Origin of the sequence: Pseudomonas cyclaminis, assembly GCF_015163715.1 — a bacterium.
GTDB classification, from domain to species: domain Bacteria; phylum Pseudomonadota; class Gammaproteobacteria; order Pseudomonadales; family Pseudomonadaceae; genus Aquipseudomonas; species Aquipseudomonas cyclaminis.
In genome coordinates, this window is sequence record NZ_JADDUM010000154.1 from 38,720 (window position 1) to 58,735 (window position 20,016).

Annotated in this window: 15 protein-coding genes, 1 tRNA gene and 2 pseudogenes; 14 read left to right on the forward strand and 4 right to left on the reverse strand. The window is 59.0% G+C overall.

The genetic code is table 11. The annotated features are described in order from the left end of the window. The first annotated feature begins 15 nt into the window (after positions 1-15). From apaG to IQK56_RS19180, 7 genes and pseudogenes are all read left to right on the forward strand, one after another. The gene (gene apaG / locus IQK56_RS19150; protein WP_099585670.1) at positions 16-396 is read left to right on the forward strand and encodes a Co2+/Mg2+ efflux protein ApaG; all 381 of its coding nucleotides are present in this window, start codon (positions 16-18) and stop codon (positions 394-396) included. Continuing rightward, the gene (locus IQK56_RS19155; RefSeq protein ID WP_193863798.1) at positions 396-1,247 is read left to right on the forward strand and encodes a symmetrical bis(5'-nucleosyl)-tetraphosphatase; all 852 of its coding nucleotides are present in this window, start codon (positions 396-398) and stop codon (positions 1,245-1,247) included. Before apaG ends, IQK56_RS19155 begins: the two co-directional genes overlap by 1 nt. A 9-nt stretch (positions 1,248-1,256) precedes the next feature. Continuing rightward, a pseudogene (gene glpE / locus IQK56_RS19160) lies at positions 1,257-1,587 on the forward strand (thiosulfate sulfurtransferase GlpE). Positions 1,588-1,871: 284 nt separating this feature from the next. Beyond that, entirely contained in the window at positions 1,872-3,794 is a 1,923-nt protein-coding gene (locus IQK56_RS19165) for a PrkA family serine protein kinase (protein WP_017739508.1), read from the forward strand. Positions 3,795-3,897: 103 nt separating this feature from the next. Then, complete coding sequence (locus IQK56_RS19170; RefSeq protein WP_122307646.1) at positions 3,898-5,169, forward strand: YeaH/YhbH family protein; 1,272 nt, start codon at positions 3,898-3,900, stop codon at positions 5,167-5,169. Next, positions 5,166-6,731, forward strand: a complete 1,566-nt coding sequence (locus IQK56_RS19175; RefSeq protein WP_122307647.1) for a SpoVR family protein — start codon at positions 5,166-5,168, stop codon at positions 6,729-6,731. Before IQK56_RS19170 ends, IQK56_RS19175 begins: the two co-directional genes overlap by 4 nt. A gap of 63 nt (positions 6,732-6,794) precedes the next feature. Continuing rightward, positions 6,795-8,018 (forward strand): multifunctional CCA addition/repair protein, encoded by a 1,224-nt coding sequence (locus tag IQK56_RS19180; protein WP_193863796.1) that lies wholly within the window; start codon positions 6,795-6,797, stop codon positions 8,016-8,018. Positions 8,019-8,064: 46 nt separating this feature from the next. Here the strand turns inward: IQK56_RS19180 and folK are convergent, their stop codons facing one another. Both folK and folB read right to left on the reverse strand, forming a co-directional pair. Continuing rightward, positions 8,065-8,577 carry a 2-amino-4-hydroxy-6-hydroxymethyldihydropteridine diphosphokinase gene (gene folK, locus IQK56_RS19185; protein WP_193863795.1) on the reverse strand — a complete coding sequence of 171 codons (513 nt, stop codon included), beginning with the start codon at positions 8,575-8,577 and terminating at the stop codon, positions 8,065-8,067. Then, positions 8,568-8,921, reverse strand: a complete 354-nt coding sequence (folB, locus tag IQK56_RS19190; protein WP_193901787.1) for a dihydroneopterin aldolase — start codon at positions 8,919-8,921, stop codon at positions 8,568-8,570. The genes folK and folB overlap by 10 nt, the downstream gene beginning before the upstream one ends. Before the next feature lie 72 nt (positions 8,922-8,993). Here folB and plsY point away from each other — a divergent pair, with 72 nt between their 5' ends. Continuing rightward, positions 8,994-9,563 (forward strand): glycerol-3-phosphate 1-O-acyltransferase PlsY, encoded by a 570-nt coding sequence (gene plsY / locus IQK56_RS19195; RefSeq protein WP_193901788.1) that lies wholly within the window; start codon positions 8,994-8,996, stop codon positions 9,561-9,563. 43 nt (positions 9,564-9,606) lie between these two features. On the opposite strand, the gene tsaD is transcribed toward plsY, so the two are convergent. Then, a complete protein-coding gene (tsaD, locus tag IQK56_RS19200; protein ID WP_099585679.1) occupies positions 9,607-10,632 on the reverse strand; it encodes a tRNA (adenosine(37)-N6)-threonylcarbamoyltransferase complex transferase subunit TsaD in 1,026 nt (341 codons plus the stop codon). 202 nt (positions 10,633-10,834) lie between these two features. Between tsaD and rpsU the strand changes: the two genes are divergently transcribed. The 6 genes and pseudogenes from rpsU to IQK56_RS31215 form a co-directional block, all read left to right on the forward strand. Next, positions 10,835-11,050 (forward strand): 30S ribosomal protein S21, encoded by a 216-nt coding sequence (gene rpsU, locus IQK56_RS19205; protein WP_002551877.1) that lies wholly within the window; start codon positions 10,835-10,837, stop codon positions 11,048-11,050. A 443-nt stretch (positions 11,051-11,493) separates the two neighbouring features. Next, entirely contained in the window at positions 11,494-13,461 is a 1,968-nt protein-coding gene (gene dnaG / locus IQK56_RS19210) for a DNA primase (protein ID WP_099585680.1), read from the forward strand. 67 nt (positions 13,462-13,528) lie between these two features. After that, positions 13,529-15,379: an RNA polymerase sigma factor RpoD gene (rpoD, locus tag IQK56_RS19215; RefSeq protein ID WP_122308073.1), complete on the forward strand. Its 1,851-nt coding sequence runs from the start codon at positions 13,529-13,531 to the stop codon at positions 15,377-15,379. A gap of 124 nt (positions 15,380-15,503) precedes the next feature. Continuing rightward, positions 15,504-19,247, forward strand: coding sequence for a bifunctional diguanylate cyclase/phosphodiesterase (locus IQK56_RS19220; protein ID WP_193863794.1), 3,744 nt, complete (start codon positions 15,504-15,506; stop codon positions 19,245-19,247). A gap of 15 nt (positions 19,248-19,262) precedes the next feature. Continuing rightward, a tRNA-Ile gene (locus IQK56_RS19225) sits at positions 19,263-19,339 on the forward strand. A 125-nt stretch (positions 19,340-19,464) separates the two neighbouring features. Next, positions 19,465-19,536, forward strand: a pseudogene (locus IQK56_RS31215) (integrase); the annotation flags it as partial. Positions 19,537-19,549: 13 nt separating this feature from the next. On the opposite strand, the gene IQK56_RS19230 reads toward IQK56_RS31215, so the two are convergent. After that, positions 19,550-20,016 (reverse strand): hypothetical protein (locus IQK56_RS19230; protein WP_193863793.1); only part of this gene is annotated, 467 nt, incomplete at its 5' end.

The following is a 20,016-nucleotide window of genomic DNA, read 5'->3' on the forward strand; positions in this document are numbered from 1 at the left end:
TTTAAGGCCTCTTGCATGTCCGATCCTCGCTACCAGATCGACGTCAGCGTCGTCACCCGCTTCCTGGCGGACCAATCGCAACCTGAACACAACCGCTTTGCCTTTGCCTACACCATCACGGTGAAGAACAACGGGCTCGTGCCGGCCAAGTTGCTGTCACGTCACTGGGTGATCACCGACGGTGACGGCCAGGTCGAAGAAGTCCGCGGCGCAGGCGTGGTTGGCCAGCAACCGTTGATCGACATTGGCGCCAGCCACACCTACAGCAGCGGCACGGTGATGACCTCCAAGGTCGGCACTATGCAAGGCTCGTATCAGATGAAAGCCACTGACGGCCAACTGTTCGACGCCATCATCAAACCGTTTCGCCTTGCCGTACCGGGAGCCCTGCACTGATGGCGACCTACGCGGTCGGTGACCTGCAAGGCTGCCTGCAACCGCTCAAGTGCCTGCTTGAGCGCGTGGCCTTCGATCCGGCCAACGATCGGCTTTGGTTGGTCGGTGACCTGGTCAACCGCGGCCCCGAGTCACTGGAAACCTTGCGCTACCTATATAGCCTGCGTGATTCCCTGGTATGCGTACTCGGCAACCACGACCTGCATCTACTGGCGGCCGGCAACAATATCGAGCGCCTGAAAAAGGGCGACACACTGCGGGAAATCCTCGAAGCCCCCGACCGGACGGAGTTGCTCGACTGGCTGCGCCGGCAAAAGCTCATGCATTACGACGAAGGCCGTAACATGGCCCTGGTGCATGCGGGTATCCCGCCGCAGTGGACGCTGAAGAAAGCCCTCAAGTGTGCCGCAGAAGTTGAAAGTGCCCTGGCCGACGACAGCCTGTACACCGCCTACCTCGACGGCATGTACGGCAACGAACCGGTGAAGTGGGACAACGACCTGACGGGCGTCGCCCGCCTGCGGGTGATCACCAACTACTTTACGCGCATGCGTTTCTGCACCGCCGAGGGCAAGCTGGACCTCAAGAGCAAGGAAGGCGCCGACACCGCCCTGCCCGGCTACAAGCCCTGGTTCGCCCACAAGGAACGCAAGACCCGTGACACGAAGATCGTCTTCGGCCACTGGGCGGCGCTGGAAGGCAAGTGCAACGAACCCGGCGTGTTCGCCCTCGACACCGGTTGCGTGTGGGGCGGCGCCATGACCCTGATGAACATCGATACGGGCGAGCGCCACAGCTGCCAGTGTGAATCTCCCCTTTCCGTTACACCGCAGACCGCAGTCAAGCCTTAGGAGCCTGCCATGAGCGAATTCAAACGTATCCCCCCCCCAAGAAGCCCAGGCTCTGCGCGAGCGAGGTGCAGTGGTCGTTGACATCCGCGACCAGCCCACTTACGCCGCCGCCCACATCACCGGCGCCCAGCACCTGGACAACGTCAATATCGCCGACTTCATCCGTGCGGCCGACCTCGACGCGCCACTGATCGTGGCCTGCTACCACGGCAACTCCAGCCAGAGCGCCGCCGCCTACCTGATCAGCCAGGGTTTCTCCGACGTTTACAGCCTGGACGGTGGTTTTGAGCTGTGGCGTACGACCTATCCTGAGGAAATTTCCTCGGGCGATTCGCAATAATTTTTTTCAAACCCCGCTACCCCGCGTGACGCTTGGGCTCGCGCCGTTTCTGACGAACGGCGCAGGCAAACTAATTGCGTATCGCGCCTTGACCTCCCGGATTCCGAACTATCCTTAAGCGCAGGCCATCCGAATCAGGGGAGAGCCGGTACACCGGCGTGCGGGTCATCGGTAGGGTTTAGGGTGTTCTGGGGGGAAAACGGCCGTTGGCGATTGCCAATGGCTGCCAGCATCGACTGATTGATCCGGCGTCGGCTCCACGTATCGAGCGAGGTGACGACGTCATGAGTATTTTTAGCCACTTCCAACAACGCTTCGAGTCCACACAGCAGGAAGAACTCACGCTTCAAGAGTATCTAGAGCTGTGCAAAAAGGACCGCAGCACCTACGCGTCTGCCGCCGAGCGCCTGCTGCTGGCAATTGGCGAGCCGGAGCTGGTAGACACCTCGAACAATTCGCGCCTGTCGCGAATATTTTCCAACAAGGTGATCCGCCGCTACCCGGCCTTTGAAGACTTCCACGGAATGGAAGAATGCATTGACCAGATCGTCTCCTACTTCCGCCATGCCGCCCAAGGCCTGGAAGAGAAGAAACAGATCCTTTATCTGCTCGGTCCCGTCGGCGGTGGTAAGTCGTCCCTGGCCGAAAAGCTCAAACAGTTGATCGAGAAAGTGCCCTTTTACGCGATCAAAGGCTCGCCGGTCTTCGAGTCGCCACTGGGCCTGTTCAACGCTACGGAAGATGGCGCGATCCTCGAAGAAGACTTCGGCATCCCACGACGCTACCTCAACACCATCATGTCGCCCTGGGCCACCAAGCGCCTGGCTGAATTTGGCGGCGACATCAGCCAGTTCCGCGTGGTGAAACTCTACCCGTCGATCCTCAACCAGATCGGCGTGGCCAAGACCGAGCCGGGTGACGAAAACAACCAGGATATTTCCGCGCTGGTGGGCAAGGTCGATATCCGTAAACTCGAAGAATTCCCGCAGAACGACGCCGACGCTTATAGCTACTCGGGCGCACTGTGCCGGGCCAACCAGGGCCTGATGGAGTTCGTGGAGATGTTCAAGGCACCGATCAAGGTGCTGCACCCACTGCTGACCGCAACCCAGGAAGGTAACTACAACAGCACCGAAGGCCTGGGCGCGATTCCGTTCACCGGGATTCTGCTGGCCCACTCCAACGAATCGGAATGGCACACCTTCCGCAACAACAAGAACAACGAAGCCTTCATCGACCGGATCTATATCGTCAAGGTGCCGTACTGCCTGCGGGTCAGCGATGAGATCAAGATCTACGACAAGCTGCTGTTCAACAGCTCCCTGGCCAAGGCCCATTGCGCACCCGACACCCTGAAGATGCTCGCCCAGTTCACCGTGCTGTCGCGCCTCAAGGAGCCGGAGAACTCGAACATCTACTCGAAGATGCGTGTGTACGACGGTGAGAACCTCAAGGACACCGATCCTAAAGCCAAGTCGATCCAGGAATACCGCGACACAGCGGGCGTGGACGAGGGCATGAACGGCCTGTCGACACGCTTTGCGTTCAAGATCCTGTCCAAAGTCTTCAACTTCGACCCGCACGAGATCGCCGCCAACCCGGTGCACCTGCTCTATGTACTGGAACAGCAGATCGAGCAGGAACAGTTCCAGGCGGAAACCCGCGAACGCTACCTGCGCTTCCTCAAAGAATACCTGGCACCGCGCTACATCGAGTTCATCGGCAAGGAAATCCAGACCGCGTACCTGGAGTCCTACAGCGAGTACGGCCAGAACATCTTCGACCGCTACGTGCTGTACGCCGACTTCTGGATCCAGGACCAGGAATACCGCGACCCGGAAACCGGCGAGATCCTCAACCGCGTAGCCCTCAACGAGGAACTGGAGAAAATCGAGAAGCCGGCCGGCATCAGCAATCCGAAGGATTTCCGCAACGAAATCGTCAACTTCGTCCTGCGCGCCCGCGCCAACAACAACGGCAAGAACCCCACCTGGCTCAGCTACGAGAAGCTGCGGGTGGTCATCGAGAAGAAAATGTTCTCCAACACCGAAGACCTGCTGCCGGTCATCAGCTTCAACGCCAAGGCCAGCAAGGAGGATCAGCAAAAACACAACGACTTCGTCACACGAATGGTCGAGCGTGGCTACACCGACAAACAGGTACGACTTCTTTCGGAATGGTACCTACGGGTCCGGAAATCGCAGTGAGAGAGTAGCTGCAAGCTTCTAGCTACAAGCTGCAAGAGAACAGCGCACGCCGCTCTAACTTGCAGCTTGCAGCTTACGACTTGAAGCTCCCCGGAGGGGCCCCATGAGCTATGTGATCGACCGACGCCTCAATGGCAAGAACAAGAGCACGGTAAACCGCCAGCGTTTCCTGCGGCGTTACCGTGACCACATCAAAAAGGCCGTTGAAGAGGCCGTCAGCCGCCGTTCCATTACCGATATGGAGCATGGCGAGCAAATCAGCATCCCCGGACGGGATATCGACGAACCAGTGCTGCACCACGGCCGGGGCGGCAAACAGACCGTCGTGCACCCAGGCAACAAGGAATTCACCACCGGCGAACATATCCAGCGGCCCCAAGGCGGTGCGGGCGGCAAAGGTCCGGGCAAGGCCGGCAACTCCGGCGAAGGCATGGATGAGTTCGTGTTCCAGATTACCCAGGAAGAATTCCTCGAATTCATGTTCGAGGACCTGGAACTGCCCAACCTGGTCAAACGCAACCTGACCGGTACCGACACCTTCAAGACCGTGCGAGCCGGGATCAGCAACGAGGGCAACCCGTCACGGATCAATATCATCCGCACCCTGCGCTCGGCCCATGCGCGGCGTATCGCCCTGTCGGGGAGCAGCCGCGCCAAACTGAAAGAAGCCAAGGAAGAGTTGGCGCGCTTGAAGCGCGAAGAACCGGATAATTTCGGCGATATCCAGGAAATCGAGGCGGAAATCGAGAAACTCAGCGCACGTATTCACCGCGTGCCCTTCCTCGACACTTTCGACTTGAAGTACAACCTGCTGGTCAAACAACCCAACCCCAGTTCCAAGGCGGTGATGTTTTGCCTCATGGACGTCTCCGGCTCCATGACCCAGGCCACCAAGGACATCGCCAAGCGGTTTTTCATCCTGCTGTACCTGTTCCTGAAACGGAACTACGACAAGATCGATGTAGTGTTCATCCGCCATCACACCAGTGCCCGGGAAGTCGACGAAGAAGAGTTCTTCTACTCGCGGGAAACCGGCGGCACCATTGTGTCCAGTGCCCTGAAGCTGATGCAGGAAATCATGGCCGAGCGCTATCCGGCCAACGAGTGGAACATCTACGCCGCCCAAGCCTCGGACGGCGACAACTGGAACGATGATTCCCCCATTTGCCGCGACATCCTGATCAACCAGATCATGCCGTACGTGCAGTACTACACCTACGTCGAGATTACCCCCCGTGAGCACCAGGCCCTGTGGTTCGAATACGAGCGCATCGGCGAAGCCTTCGCCGACACGTTCGCCCAGCAGCAACTGGTCTCGGCCGGCGATATCTACCCGGTCTTCCGTGAACTCTTCCAGCGCAGGTTAGTGACATGACCGCCAAAAAAGAGACTAAGCGCCAACCCATTTCCACCGGCTCCGAGTGGACCTTTGAACTGATCCAGGCCTATGACCGGGAAATCAGCCGGATCGCGGCGGGTTATGCCCTGGACACTTACCCCAACCAGATCGAAGTGATCACCGCCGAGCAGATGATGGATGCCTACGCGTCCGTCGGCATGCCGCTGGGTTATCACCATTGGTCCTACGGCAAACACTTCCTCAGCACCGAGAAGTCCTACACACGTGGCCAAATGGGCCTGGCCTACGAGATCGTAATCAACTCCGACCCTTGCATTGCCTACCTGATGGAAGAAAACACCATCTGCATGCAGGCATTGGTAGTGGCTCACGCCTGCTATGGGCATAACAGCTTTTTCAAGGGCAACTACCTGTTCCGCACCTGGACCGATGCCAGCTCGATCATCGATTACCTGGTGTTTGCCAAGCAGTACATCATGCAGTGCGAGGAGCGCCACGGCATCGATGCAGTAGAGGACTTGCTCGACTCCTGCCACGCCCTGATGAACTACGGGGTCGACCGCTACAAACGCCCGTACCCGATTTCCGCCGAGGAAGAACGCCTTCGCCAGAAGGAGCGCGAGGAGCATCTGCAAAAGCAGATCAACGACCTGTGGCGCACCATTCCTAAAAAAGCCGGGAAGAACAGCGACAAGGACAATGCACGTTTCCCCGCCGAACCTCAGGAAAACATCCTGTATTTCCTTGAAAAACACGCGCCACTGCTGGAACCATGGCAACGGGAAATCGTGCGCATCGTGCGCAAGATCGCCCAATACTTTTATCCACAGCGCCAAACCCAGGTGATGAACGAAGGCTGGGCGACGTTCTGGCACTACACACTGATGAACGACCTGTATGACGAAGGCCTGGTCACCGACGGCTTCATGATGGAGTTCCTCACGTCTCACACCAGCGTGGTGTTCCAACCGGGCTTCGACAGCCCGTATTACAGCGGCATCAACCCTTATGCCTTGGGCTTTGCCATGTACCGCGACATCCGGCGCATGTGCGAACACCCCACCGAGGAAGACCGCCGCTGGTTCCCGGAAATCGCTGGCACTGACTGGCTGTCTACCATCAAGTTCGCCATGAGCAGCTTCAAGGACGAGAGCTTCATCCTGCAGTACCTGTCACCCCAGGTGATCCGGGACCTCAAGCTGTTCAGTATCCTCGATGACGATCTCAAGGACGACTTGGTCGTACCCGCCATCCACGATGAGCCTGGCTACCGCATCATCCGTGAAACCTTGGCCGCGCAGTACAACCTGGGCAACCGCGAGCCCAACGTGCAGATCTACAGCATCGATGTGCGTGGCGACCGCTCGCTGACCTTGCGTCACCAGCAACATGACCGCAAGCCGCTGGGCGAATCCACCGAAGAAGTACTCAAGCACCTGCACCGCCTGTGGGGCTTCGACATCCATCTGGAAACCCTGCAGGGCGATCAGGTGATGAAGACTCACCATGTGCCACCGCGCAGCGATCACAACGACAATGACTACGGCCGCCTGGACATGGCCGTCGTGCATCTCTGAAACGGCAAAGCCTCCATTGGTCAGGCACAGGCGGTATCCTGTGTCGCTAATGGAGGCTTTTTCATGAAAATCTATAAAGTCGGCGGCGCCGTGCGTGACCGCTTACTGGGCATCAAGGTTACCGATATCGACCGCGTGGTCGTCGGCGCCACCACCGAAGAGATGCTGACCAAGGGCTTCAAGCCGGTGGGCTCCGACTTCCCGGTCTTCCTCGACCCCAAAAACGGCGACGAATACGCCCTGGCCCGTACCGAGCGCAAGAGTGGCCGGGGTTACGGTGGTTTTGTGTTTCACGCCAGCCCCGAGGTCACGCTGGAAGAAGACCTGATCCGTCGCGACCTGACCATCAATGCAATGGCAGAAGACGATGACGGCAACCTGACCGATCCTTATCACGGCCAGCACGACCTGGAAGCACGCATACTTCGCCACGTTTCCCCCGCATTTGCCGAAGATCCCCTGCGAGTTCTGCGCGTTGCCCGTTTTGCGGCGCGCTATGCACACCTGGGTTTTACGGTGGCACCACAGACCTTGGAACTGATGCGCCAACTCAGCGAGTCGGGCGAATTGGAAGTCCTGACGCCGGAGCGCAGTTGGAAAGAAATCTCCCGGGCGCTGATGGAAGATCAACCCCAGGTGTTTATTCAGGTACTGCGCGACTGTGACGCACTGAAAACCCTGATGCCGGAAGTGGATGCCCTTTTTGGAGTACCGCAGCCCGAATCCCATCACCCCGAAATCGACACCGGCGTACACACCTTGAGCGTGCTGGAGCAGTCCGCACTGCACAAGCAGCCATTGACCGTGCGTTGGGCCTGCCTGCTGCATGACCTGGGCAAAGGCCTGACGCCTGTGGATAAGTTGCCGCAGCACATCGCCCATGAGCAGCGGGGCTTGAAGCTGATCAAGGCGGTCAACGAGCGCTTCAAAGCGCCAAGGGACTGCCAGGAACTGGCACTGTTGGTGGGTCAATATCACACCCACGGCCATCGAGCGCTGGAGCTGAAAGCCTCGACACTGCTGGAGTTGCTGCAAAGTTTTGATGTGTACCGCAGGCCGCAGCGCTTTGAAGAGTTTGTGGTGAGCTGTGAAATGGACGCCCGAGGCCGCAAGGGGTTTGAGCTGCGCAGTTATCCACAGGCGGATTATTTACGCGGGGCGGCCAAGGCTGCACGCGAAGTGCCGGTGGCGCCACTGCTGGAGAAAGGCTTCAAAGGCCCGGAGCTGGGCGAAGCACTCAAGCGCGAACGGCTGAACGCATTGCAAGCCTACAAGGGCAAACACTGACCTGCGTGGCGAGGGAGCTTGCGCCCTCGCCACCACTGCTCGATGCCTACATTTGCGGGGTGAGCTGCTGGCCCTGCCATTCAAAGGCGACAGGCGCCAGTACCTGATCGATCTGCGCATCACGCCACAGATCAGCCATCGTTTTGCCCACCTCAGGATGCACACGGTCCGGCGCCATCAACGACAGCGGCCACAACACAAAGGCGTTTTTCAGGATTTCCGCGCGGGGCAGAATCAAACCGTCGAAATCCCCCACCAACTCGCCGTACAACAGCACGTCGATATCCAACGGCAGGCCTTTGCGGTCTGGGGCATAGCGACCGTTTTCAGCCTCGATGGACTTCAGCCGGCGATCCAAATCCGCCAACGACAGGTCGGTATACGCCGACACCACCAGATTGAAAAACGGCCCACTCTTGATGCCCACCGGCTGGCTTTCGAACACCGCGGAACAGCGTAGCCCCGTCAGGAAGCCGGCCAGCGCATCAAGCCCGGCACGCAAGTTGGGCTCGCGCTCGATATTGCTGCCGAGGCCAAGGTAAATCTGCGTTAGCGACATCCGCGCTCGATCTCCACGCCCACGCCCTTGGCGGCCGGTACGGCGCCGGGCTTGGTCAACTTGAGGTGCAGCCAGGGAATCTGGAATTCACTCATCAGCACTTGAGCCAGGCGCTCGGCAAAGGTTTCCACCAGTTGGTACTGGGACTGCTCGGCAAAGGCCTGGATACGCGCGGACATCCTGGCGTAATCCAGCGCCAGGCTCAGGTCGTCACCCGCGGCCGCCGGGCGGTTATCCCACGCGAAGCTCAGGTCCAGGCGCAGGCATTGGCGGATCCCGCGCTCCCAGTCGTAGGCCCCTATCACGGTGTCGACTTCCAGGCCTTCGATAAACACTCTGTCCAAGCTCTTCTCCGCAGCACGACAAGGGCGCGATGCCCCGTTAGAATCAGGGCGTCCTCGCCCGGAATAGTTAGCATGTTTTGGTCACTGGCGATTCTCGCCTACCTGCTCGGCTCGCTGTCCTTCGCCATTTTGCTCAGCCGCCTGACGGGAAACCCCGATCCGCGAATGAGTGGCTCAGGCAATGCCGGCGCCACCAATATGTTGCGCCTGGCCGGCAAGAAGCTCGCCGTGCTGACGCTGCTGGGCGATCTGTGCAAGGGGTTGCTGCCCGTGCTGATCGCCAGCCTCGTCGGCCTGACCCTGCAACAGCAGGCCTGGGTGGGCGTGTGTGCCGTCCTCGGCCATCTGTTTCCACTGTACTTCCGTTTTCGCGGCGGCAAAGGCGTCGCCACGGCGGCCGGCATGCTGCTGGGGGTCTACCCACCGGCAGCATTGCTGGCCGTGCTCGCCTGGCTGCTGACGTTCTACCTGACCCGCACCAGCTCGCTGGCTGCGCTCATCGCGACCCCGCTCACCCTGCCCTTGCTGGCCTGGCAGGAACCAGCGGCGCTGTTGCCGATGAGCGTGCTGACACTGCTGATCGTCTGGCGTCACCGGGGCAATTTACGCGACCTGTTTGCCGGGCGCGAACGGCATTTTTAAATACCGTCGATGAGCACTTCTCACGTTGCAGCCCTACAACAGCCTACAACGGCGGCAATTGCTCCATCGGCCAGCGCGCCTGCACGCTGATCGCCAGACTTTCGTGCTGTCCCGCCTGCAAGCGCTGGCAACCGGCATAGGCGATCATCGCGCCGTTGTCGGTGCAGAACTCAGGGCGGGCGTAGAACACATCGCCCTTCATGTCGCCGAGCATTTTTTCCAGTGAACTGCGCAGCGCCTTGTTGGCACTGACGCCGCCAGCGATCACCAGACGCTTCATGCCGGCCTGTTTCAGGGCGCGCTTGCACTTGATGGTCAAAGTCTCCACCACGGCCTGCTGGAACGCCAGTGCGATGTCGCAACGGGCTTGCTGACTGTCGTCCCCGGCGCTGACACTGTGCTGCCAGGTATTGAGCGCAGAGGTTTTCAAGCCGCTGAAGCTGAACATCAAACCAGGGCGATCGCACATAGGACGCGGGAAGGTGTAGCGGCCAGCAACGCCTTTTTCAGCGAGGCGGGCGATTTCCGGTCCGCCGGGGTAATTGAGGCCCATCATCTTCGCGGTCTTGTCGAACGCTTCGCCGGCGGCGTCATCCAGTGACTCGCCCAACAGCGTGTATTGACCGATTGCGTCGACCTGAACCAGCTGCGTATGCCCCCCTGAAACCAACAAAGCGACGAACGGGAACTGCGGCGGGTTTTCTTCCAGCATCGGCGCCAGTAAATGGCCTTCCATGTGGTGCACACCGAGGGCTGGAATACCCCAGGCAAACGCCAGCGCCTGGGCGCAAGAGGCCCCAACCAGAAGGGCTCCGACCAATCCGGGGCCTGCGGTATAGGCAATCGCGTCGATCTCGGTCGGCACGCAACCGGCCTCGTCCAACACCTGACGAATCAACGGCAACATCCGCTTGACGTGATCACGGCTGGCCAGCTCCGGCACCACGCCGCCATAGGCACGATGCAGGTCGATCTGACTGAACAGTGCATCGGCCAAAAGCCCGCGTTCACTGTCGTAAAGTGCGACACCGGTTTCGTCGCAGGAGGTTTCAAGTCCCAGTACTAGCATGGGTTTGCGCCTTGTAGAGGCTAAATTCGAAGGCGCGCATAATAGTCGCCACTCCCCCTCCCGACTAGCGGTTTTCGATCAGAGGCTTTGCATTCCGGTCAATGAGGGGTTAACATCCGCAACCCTTAAAAACCGACGACCTCAGCCGCGAATTTTTTGCGACGAGAACGTTGATCCCGGTAATGAAAGAAGGTAGCTCTGGATGCCAGCCGTCAAAGTTAAAGAGAACGAACCCTTCGACGTAGCTCTGCGTCGTTTCAAGCGCTCCTGCGAAAAAGCCGGTGTACTGGCCGAAGTTCGTAGCCGCGAATTTTACGAGAAGCCAACTTCTGAGCGTAAGCGTAAAGCAGCAGCCGCTGTTAAGCGTCACGCCAAGAAAGTTCAGCGCGAGCAGCGCCGCGCCGTTCGTCTGTACTAATACACAGACGTTCGTAGCAAGCTTCTGCCAAGCCCGGCCCTCAGCCGGGCTATTGGCATTTGCAGATATCGCTTGATGCTTCATCGTCGACGCCGCACATGCGACTGAGACAACTGCTTCACACGTCAGGACTGGCTCTTTTGCCAGCGGTGCACGTCTCTTCTGACGAGCCTAACAAGGCTACTGACGAGCACACTTATTCTGTAAACAGGCGATCAACGGTCGACTGTGCCCATCGATGAGCTACCGAGGCCACCATTGGCCAAGACCGGAGCCTGGGGCAACATTTCTTCGCCGAAGACTGATTAGAAATTAACGTCAGCGAATGCTCGGCAGATACACTTCCATACAGCCCAAGCAGACGATTGATGGTCGAGCCACTCGACCCAAGCGCTTGAGCACTTCACGGGCCCTCATTTACACGCAGTGATGACGAGAACGCCATGGCCGGGCTAATTCCCCAGAGCTTTATTGACGACCTTCTGAACCGCACCGACATCGTCGATGTTGTCAGCTCGCGCGTGCAATTGAAGAAAGCCGGCAAGAACTACACCGCCTGCTGCCCGTTCCACAAAGAAAAAACCCCGTCGTTCAGTGTCAGCCCCGACAAACAGTTCTACTACTGCTTCGGCTGCGGCGCAGGCGGCAATGCCCTCGGCTTCCTGATGGATCACGACAACCTGGATTTCCCCCAGGCAATCGAGGACCTGGCGAAAGCCGCCGGCATGGAAGTCCCCCGCGAAGAAAGCGGCCGCCCGCACAAACCACGGCAACCCACCGATTCGCCGCTGTACCCGCTGCTCACCGCTGCCGCCGACTTTTACCGACAGGCACTCAAGAGCCATCCGCAGCGCAAGGCCGCCGTCGACTACCTCAAGGGCCGCGGCCTTACCGGCGAAATCGCTCGCGACTTCGGCCTCGGCTTCGCGCCGCCCGGCTGGGATAACCTGTACAAGCACCTGAGCAGTGACACCCTGCAGCAAAAAGCCATGATCGACGCCGGCCTCCTGGTGGAAAACGCCGAGACCGGTAAGCGCTACGACCGTTTTCGCGACCGCGTGATGTTCCCGATCCGCGACAGCCGCGGCCGCATCATCGCCTTTGGTGGCCGGGTATTGGGCGACGACAAGCCCAAGTATCTGAACTCCCCGGAAACCCCGGTATTCCACAAAGGCCAGGAACTCTACGGCCTGTTCGAAGCGCGCAAGAACAATCGCAACCTCGATGAAATCATCGTGGTGGAAGGCTATATGGACGTGATCGCCCTGGCCCAGCAAGGCTTGCGCAACGCCGTTGCTACCCTCGGCACCGCCACCAGCGAAGAGCACTTGAAACGCCTGTTTCGCGTAGTGCCCAGCGTGCTGTTCTGTTTCGACGGCGACCAGGCTGGCCGCAACGCCGCCTGGCGGGCACTCGAAGCCACGCTGCCGAGCCTGCAAGACGGGCGCCGCGCACGCTTCCTGTTCCTGCCAGAAGGCGAAGACCCGGATACCCTGGTGCGCTCCGAAGGCACCGACGCATTCCGCGCACGCATCAACCAACATGCCCAGCCGCTGGCGGACTATTTCTTCCAGCAACTGACCGAAGAAGCCGATCCGCGCTCCCTCGAAGGCAAGGCCCATATGGCCACCCTCGCAGCGCCGCTGATCGACAAGGTGCCAGGCGCCAACCTGCGCACCCTGATGCGCCAGCGCCTGCTGGAAATTACCGGATTGAGTGGCGAAGCCGTCAGCCAGCTGGTGCACAGCGCACCGCAGGACGCGCCGCCCGCCTACGACCCGGGCATGGATTACGACGCCATGCCGGACTATTCCGACTTCCAACCGCAGGATGCCTACGCGCCCCAGCAGGAATGGACGCCGAAGAAACCCGGTGCCGGCGGCAAGAAATGGGACAAAAAGCCCTGGAGCAAGAACGGTAAGCGCGGTGATCGCGACGAGGCCTACGCGCCACGCACGCCGGTCGCCGTAGAAGCGCCTACGTTGATTGCCCTGCGCACACTTATTCACCACCCGCAATTGGCGGGCAAGGTCGAAAGTGCCGACCATTTTGCCAATGCGAGCAATACCTACGCTCAAGTCCTGATCGCACTGATCGAAGCCGTGCAGAAAAATCCTAAGCTAAACTCAATTCAGTTGATGGCGCGCTGGCACGGCACAGAACAGGGACGCTTGTTGAAGGCACTTGCGGAAAAGGAGTGGCTAATTGACGGCGATAACCTTGAACAACAGTTTTTAGACACCATTACTAGGTTATCCGCGGGTCAGCATACGCAGACCCTCGATGAACTCATCATGAGAGCAAGACAGCCGGGATTATCGGCTGAAGAGCAAATTCAGATAGCAAAACAGATGCGTGACCTCTTAAAACAGAATGTTTCCGCATCAAACCCGACCTCAGCTGGCGTGTGAGGTCATAGCTCGGGTATAATCCTCGGCTTGTTTTTTGCCCGCCAAGACCTTCAGTGGATAGGGTGTTATGTCCGGAAAAGCGCAACAGCAGTCTCGTATCAAAGAGTTGATCACCCTTGGTCGTGAGCAGAAGTATCTGACTTACGCAGAGGTCAACGACCACCTGCCTGAGGATATTTCAGATCCTGAGCAGGTGGAAGACATCATCCGCATGATTAATGACATGGGGATCCCCGTACACGAGAGTGCTCCGGATGCGGACGCCCTTATGTTGGCCGACGCCGATACCGACGAGGCAGCCGCTGAAGAAGCCGCTGCTGCGTTGGCCGCGGTGGAGACCGACATCGGTCGCACGACTGACCCTGTGCGCATGTATATGCGTGAAATGGGTACCGTCGAGTTGCTGACACGCGAAGGCGAGATCGAAATCGCCAAGCGTATCGAAGAGGGCATCCGTGAAGTGATGGGCGCAATCGCGCACTTCCCTGGCACGGTCGACCACATTCTCTCCGAGTACACTCGCGTCACCACCGAAGGTGGCCGCCTGTCCGACGTCCTGAGCGGTTATATCGACCCGGACGACGGCATTGCGCCGCCTGCTGCCGAAGTACCGCCGCCTGTCGATCCGAAAGCCGCGAAAGCGGACGACGATGCCGAGGACGACGAGGCTGAAGCCAGCACCGACGACGAAGAAGAAGTCGAAAGCGGTCCAGACCCGGTCATCGCTGCCCAGCGTTTCGGTGCGGTTTCCGATCAAATGGAAATCACCCGCAAGGCCCTGAAAAAGCACGGTCGCTCCAACAAGCTGGCAATTGCCGAGCTGCTGGCGCTGGCTGAGCTGTTCATGCCGATCAAGCTGGTACCGAAGCAATTCGAAGGCCTGGTTGAACGCGTTCGTAGCGCCCTTGAGCGTCTGCGTGCACAAGAGCGTGCGATCATGCAGCTCTGTGTCCGTGATGCACGCATGCCGCGTACCGACTTCCTGCGCCAGTTCCCGGGCAACGAAGTTGACGAAAGCTGGAGCGACGCTCTGGCCAAAGGCAAGGCGAAGTACGCTGAAGCCATCGGCCGCCTGCAGCCGGATATCATCCGTTGCCAGCAGAAGCTGACGGCACTTGAGACCGAAACCGGTCTGACGATTGCCGAGATCAAGGACATCAACCGTCGCATGTCGATCGGTGAGGCCAAGGCCCGCCGCGCGAAGAAAGAGATGGTTGAAGCGAACTTGCGTCTGGTGATCTCCATCGCCAAGAAGTACACCAACCGTGGCCTGCAATTCCTCGATCTGATCCAGGAAGGCAACATCGGCTTGATGAAGGCTGTGGACAAGTTCGAATACCGTCGCGGCTACAAGTTCTCGACTTATGCCACCTGGTGGATCCGTCAGGCGATCACTCGCTCGATCGCCGACCAGGCCCGCACCATCCGTATTCCGGTGCACATGATCGAGACCATCAACAAGCTCAACCGTATTTCCCGGCAGATGTTGCAGGAAATGGGTCGCGAACCGACCCCGGAAGAGCTGGGCGAACGCATGGAAATGCCTGAGGATAAAATCCGCAAGGTATTGAAGATCGCTAAAGAGCCGATCTCCATGGAAACCCCGATTGGTGATGACGAAGACTCCCACCTGGGTGACTTCATCGAAGACTCGACTATGCAGTCGCCAATCGATGTCGCCACTGTTGAGAGCTTGAAAGAAGCGACTCGCGACGTACTGTCCGGCCTCACTGCCCGTGAAGCCAAGGTACTGCGCATGCGTTTCGGCATCGACATGAATACCGACCACACCCTTGAGGAAGTCGGTAAGCAGTTTGACGTGACCCGCGAGCGGATCCGTCAGATCGAAGCCAAGGCGCTGCGCAAGTTGCGCCACCCGACGCGAAGCGAGCATCTGCGCTCCTTCCTCGACGAGTGATACCAAAACCCCCGGCCCAGGCCGGGGGTTTTGTTTTGCATAGATAAAATCCTGTACTGCCCCCTCCTCCCCCCGCAATGCCCGTCTACACTCGACACATTCCCCGTGCCATAACGAGACCGTTATGCCCAGATTGCCGACCGTGATACTGCTGTCGCTGCTGAACTGGACCGCAACGGCTGGCGCGTTGACTCTTACTGATGATGAGCGTGGCTGGCTGGCGGACCATCAGGAGCTGAGACTTGGGGTGGACGCCTCGTGGCCACCCTTCGAATACCGTGATGACAGTGGCCGATACCAAGGCTTGTCGGCGGATTACGTCCGCCTGATCCAGGACCGCCTGGGCGTCAGGGTCAAGATAATCGAACCGCCGAGTTGGGGCGCCGTCTTGGAGATGGCGCGAAACAATCAACTCGATCTTATCGCCAGCATCATGTCGACCCCCGAACGCCAGGGCTATCTGGCCTTCACCCGGCCTTACATCGACTTTCCGATGGTGATTCTTGCCCACGAAGGCGGAGCACGACCGCGCAACCTCAAGGATCTTTACGGCTTGAAGGTTGCCGTGGTGGAAAACTACGCCCCTCACGAGCTGCTGCGTACCCACCACCCCGACCTTAACCTGGTCGCACTGCCCAACGTCAGTTCCACGCTGCAAGCCCTGGCGACCGGCGAAGTGGATGCCGTGGTCAGCGACCTGGCATCCAGCGTCTGGAGCCTGCGCGAACTCAAACTCGATGGCCTTTACGTCAGCGGCGAAACCCCTTACCGCTATCAATTGGCGATGGGCGTACCACGGGACGATAAAATGCTGGTGGGCATTCTGGACAAAGTCCTGGCCGACCTCAGCCCCGATGAAACCAACGCGATCCAGCAGCATTGGGTGGGTAAGTTCACCGATAACCGCACCTTCTGGAACGACCTGCTGATGTACGGCCTGCCCGCCGTACTGCTGCTGTGCACCGTATTGGCCATCGTAATTCGGATCAATCGTCGGCTGAGTTCGGAAATTTCCCGCCGCGTCGCTCTCGAACAAGAACTGCGCAGCAGTGAGTACCACTATCGCGGCCTGGTCGAGAGCTTGTCCGCCATCGCCTGGGAAGCCAGCGTCACCGATTTCACCTACAGCTACGTGTCACCCCACGCGGAAGACTTGCTCGGCTACCCACGCGCTCATTGGCTGATTCCGGGCTTCTGGCGCAACATCATTCACCCGGCCGACCTGATACGTGCCGAAGCTTATTGCTACCGCGAAACCCGTGCCAGCCGCGACCACAGTGTTGATTACCGAGTGATTACCGCCGACGGCCGTTGCCTGTGGGTACGCGACATTGTCAGCCTGATCGAACACGGCCATGAGCCTGTGCTGCGGGGCTTGATGATTGATATCAGCGAGGCCAAGCGCACCGAGGAAGCGCTGCAATTGTCCGAACAGAAATTTGCCTCGGTGTTTCAGCAATGCCCGGACATTCTGGTGATCGCAAGGCTATCCGATGGCTGCTTGCTGGAGGTCAATAAAGCCTTTGAAGATCAAATCGGCCTGACTGCTGAGGAGGTGATCGGCAAGACCGGTACGGAGCTGGAAATATGGGGCATCCCGGGCATCGGCCCGGAGTTGCTGCAACGTGTCCAGACCACCAGTATCCGCAACCTTGAAATGCCGTTCCTGCGCAGCAACGGCCAAGCCTTTACCGGACTTATCTCGGCAGAACCCTTCCAGTTGGACACGACTGAAGCCATCGTGGTGGTGGTGCGCGATATCACCCAGCTCAAGGAAACCCAGCAACTGCTGCAAACCTCCGAAGAGAAGTTCGCCAAAGCCTTCCACGCCTCGCCCGACGGTTTGCTGCTGAGCCGCCAACGCGACGGTCTGCTGATTGAGGTCAACGAAGGCTTCAGCCGCCTGACCGGCCACACCAGTGCTACTTCCGTTGACCAATCCAGCCTGGACCTTGGCATCTGGGTCGACCTTAACGAGCGCAGACACATGCTGGAGTTGATGCAGCGTGACGGGTTTGTCCGCGACTTTGTCTGCCATATCCGTCGCGTCGATGGCCTGATACGCCTCTGTGAATTGTCCAGTCGCCCACTGCCTATCGGCGATGAAGACTGCATGCTCACCATCGCCCGTGACATCACTGAACGCCAGCAGATGCAGGAAAAACTGCAACAGGCTGCCACCGTCTTCGAAAGCACTGCCGAAGGCGTGTTGATCACCGACACCCGCCAGAACATCAGCGCCGTCAACCGCGCCTTCAGCGAAATCACCGGATACAGTGAAGCCGAAGCGCTTGGCCAGACACCGCGCCTGCTCGCCTCAGGCCAGCATGACAGCGCCTTCTACGCCGCCATGTGGCACCAGTTGACGGCCCACGGCCATTGGCAAGGCGAGATCTCCAACCGCCGCAAGAACGGTGAGTTGTATCCCAGCTGGCTGACCATCAGCGCCGTGCGTAACCGCGATCAACTGATCACCCACTTTGTGGCGGTGTTTGCCGACATCTCCAGCCTCAAACTGGCCCAGGCACGCCTCGACTATCAGGCGCACCACGATCCACTGACCGGCTTGCCCAACCGCACGCTGTTTGAAAACCGGTTGCAGGCCGCCCTCAATGGTCATCAGGAAACCGGTAAACAGGGCGCCGTGCTGTTCCTCGACCTGGACCGTTTCAAACACATCAACGACAGCCTCGGCCACCCGATTGGCGACCTGCTGCTCAAAGACATCGCCGTGCGCCTCAAGGATCAACTGCGAGACATCGACACCGTCGCGCGCCTGGGCGGCGACGAGTTCATCATCCTGTTGCCCGGCCTGCAACACGCCAGCGACGCCGAACACCTGGCCAATAAGCTGCTGGCCTGCTTCACCCCGCCCTTCCAGGCTGGCGAGCACGAGTTCTTCATCAGCGCCAGCATCGGCACGAGCCTCTATCCGCAGGACGGTACCGACGTCGCCACCCTGGTCAAGAATGCCGACGCCGCGATGTACCGCTCCAAAGCCAAGGGGCGTAACCGGGTCGAAAGCTACACCCGCGACCTGACGGCCCAGGCCAACGAACGTGTGGCACTGGAACACGAACTGCGGCGAGCCATCGAACGTAAAGAGCTAAGCCTGTATTACCAGCCAAAACTGAGCCTGGTGACACATGAACTGATCGGCGCCGAAGCCCTGATTCGCTGGCACCATCCCACCTTTGGCGAAGTACCGCCCGAACACTTCATTGCCCTGGCCGAAGAGAACGGCACGATCCTGCAAATTGGCGACTGGGTATTGGAACAGGCCTGCCAACAACTGCACGCCTGGCAGGGCACCTTCGAGGATTTCGGCCCGCTGTCGGTCAACCTCGCCGGCGCGCAGTTGCGCCATCCCGGCTTGCTGAGTCGCATCGAACAACTCTTGCGCGACTACCACCTCGACCCAGGCCACCTGCAATTGGAGATCACGGAAAACTTCATCATGAGCCAGGCCGAGGAAGCATTGGAGGTGCTGCACCAACTCAAACTGTTGGGCGTGCAACTGGCGATTGATGACTTCGGCACCGGCTACTCGTCCCTCAGCTACCTTAAACGCCTGCCGCTGGATTTCCTGAAGATCGACCAATCCTTCGTCCGCGGCCTGCCCGATGACCCCCATGACGCCGCCATCGTGCGGGCCATTATCGCCCTGGGCCACAGCATGCAATTCACCATCATCGCCGAAGGCGTGGAGAACCCCGCCCAGCAAGCCTTTCTCGCCGCTGAAGGCTGCGAACAGATGCAAGGCTACATCGTCAGCCTGCCGCTGCCGCCGGAGCTTTTTGCCGCTACCTTCCTTCGCATGAGCATTGAGGATTTTTCGGATGGCACACTGAAGAAACCATCGTTATAATCCGCGACCTGTTAAGGGCCTATAGCTCAGTTGGTCAGAGCAGAGGACTCATAATCCTTTGGTCCACGGTTCAAGTCCGTGTGGGCCCACCAACTCCAAAGCCGCGCATTGCGCGGCTTTCGCGTTTCTGGCGGTACCATTTCAGATACAGTCCTATGGTCCAAGGGTACAATTTAGGTACAGTGCTGGTTCGCCAGCCGCCTAGGAGCACCCTCTCATGGCTACTCTCGTCAAAACCCCTTCCGGCACCTGGAAGGCGCTCATTCGTAAAAATGGCTGGCCCACTGTGCTATCGATGCCAATCAAAGCGAAGTCTGGATATTGTTCTTGAAGTCGTACTGAAACCGATCGCCGTAAATGGATTTCACGATCAGGGTAAAATCCAGGTGTTGCTGGATTTTGGCCCCAAGCAACAACTTCGTAAGCGCACACGCACTAGGAGCATTTTTGCTGATCTCGATTAGGCCAATTTCCTCACCCAGTTTCAGAGAGTCATTTGGGCGAGGACCGCCTATAGTGAGACAATCGGTACCAAGGCGCATTGATTGAACGGCACCACCGAATCGGCCATAACTAATGTCCGTAACAGGCTCCCCATCTACCGTTACTTCAAGGCTCTCAACATAGGCAGGGCCTAAGCCATTATTGAAAACGTATAGGCCGTTCTGATCCGTTTTGCCGTCGAGTTTGAAATAGGCATTGATCCTTGGCTCAACAGCAACGTGGTTTTGCACTCTCTGCTGATACCCCGTATGCGTCCGGGCATCAC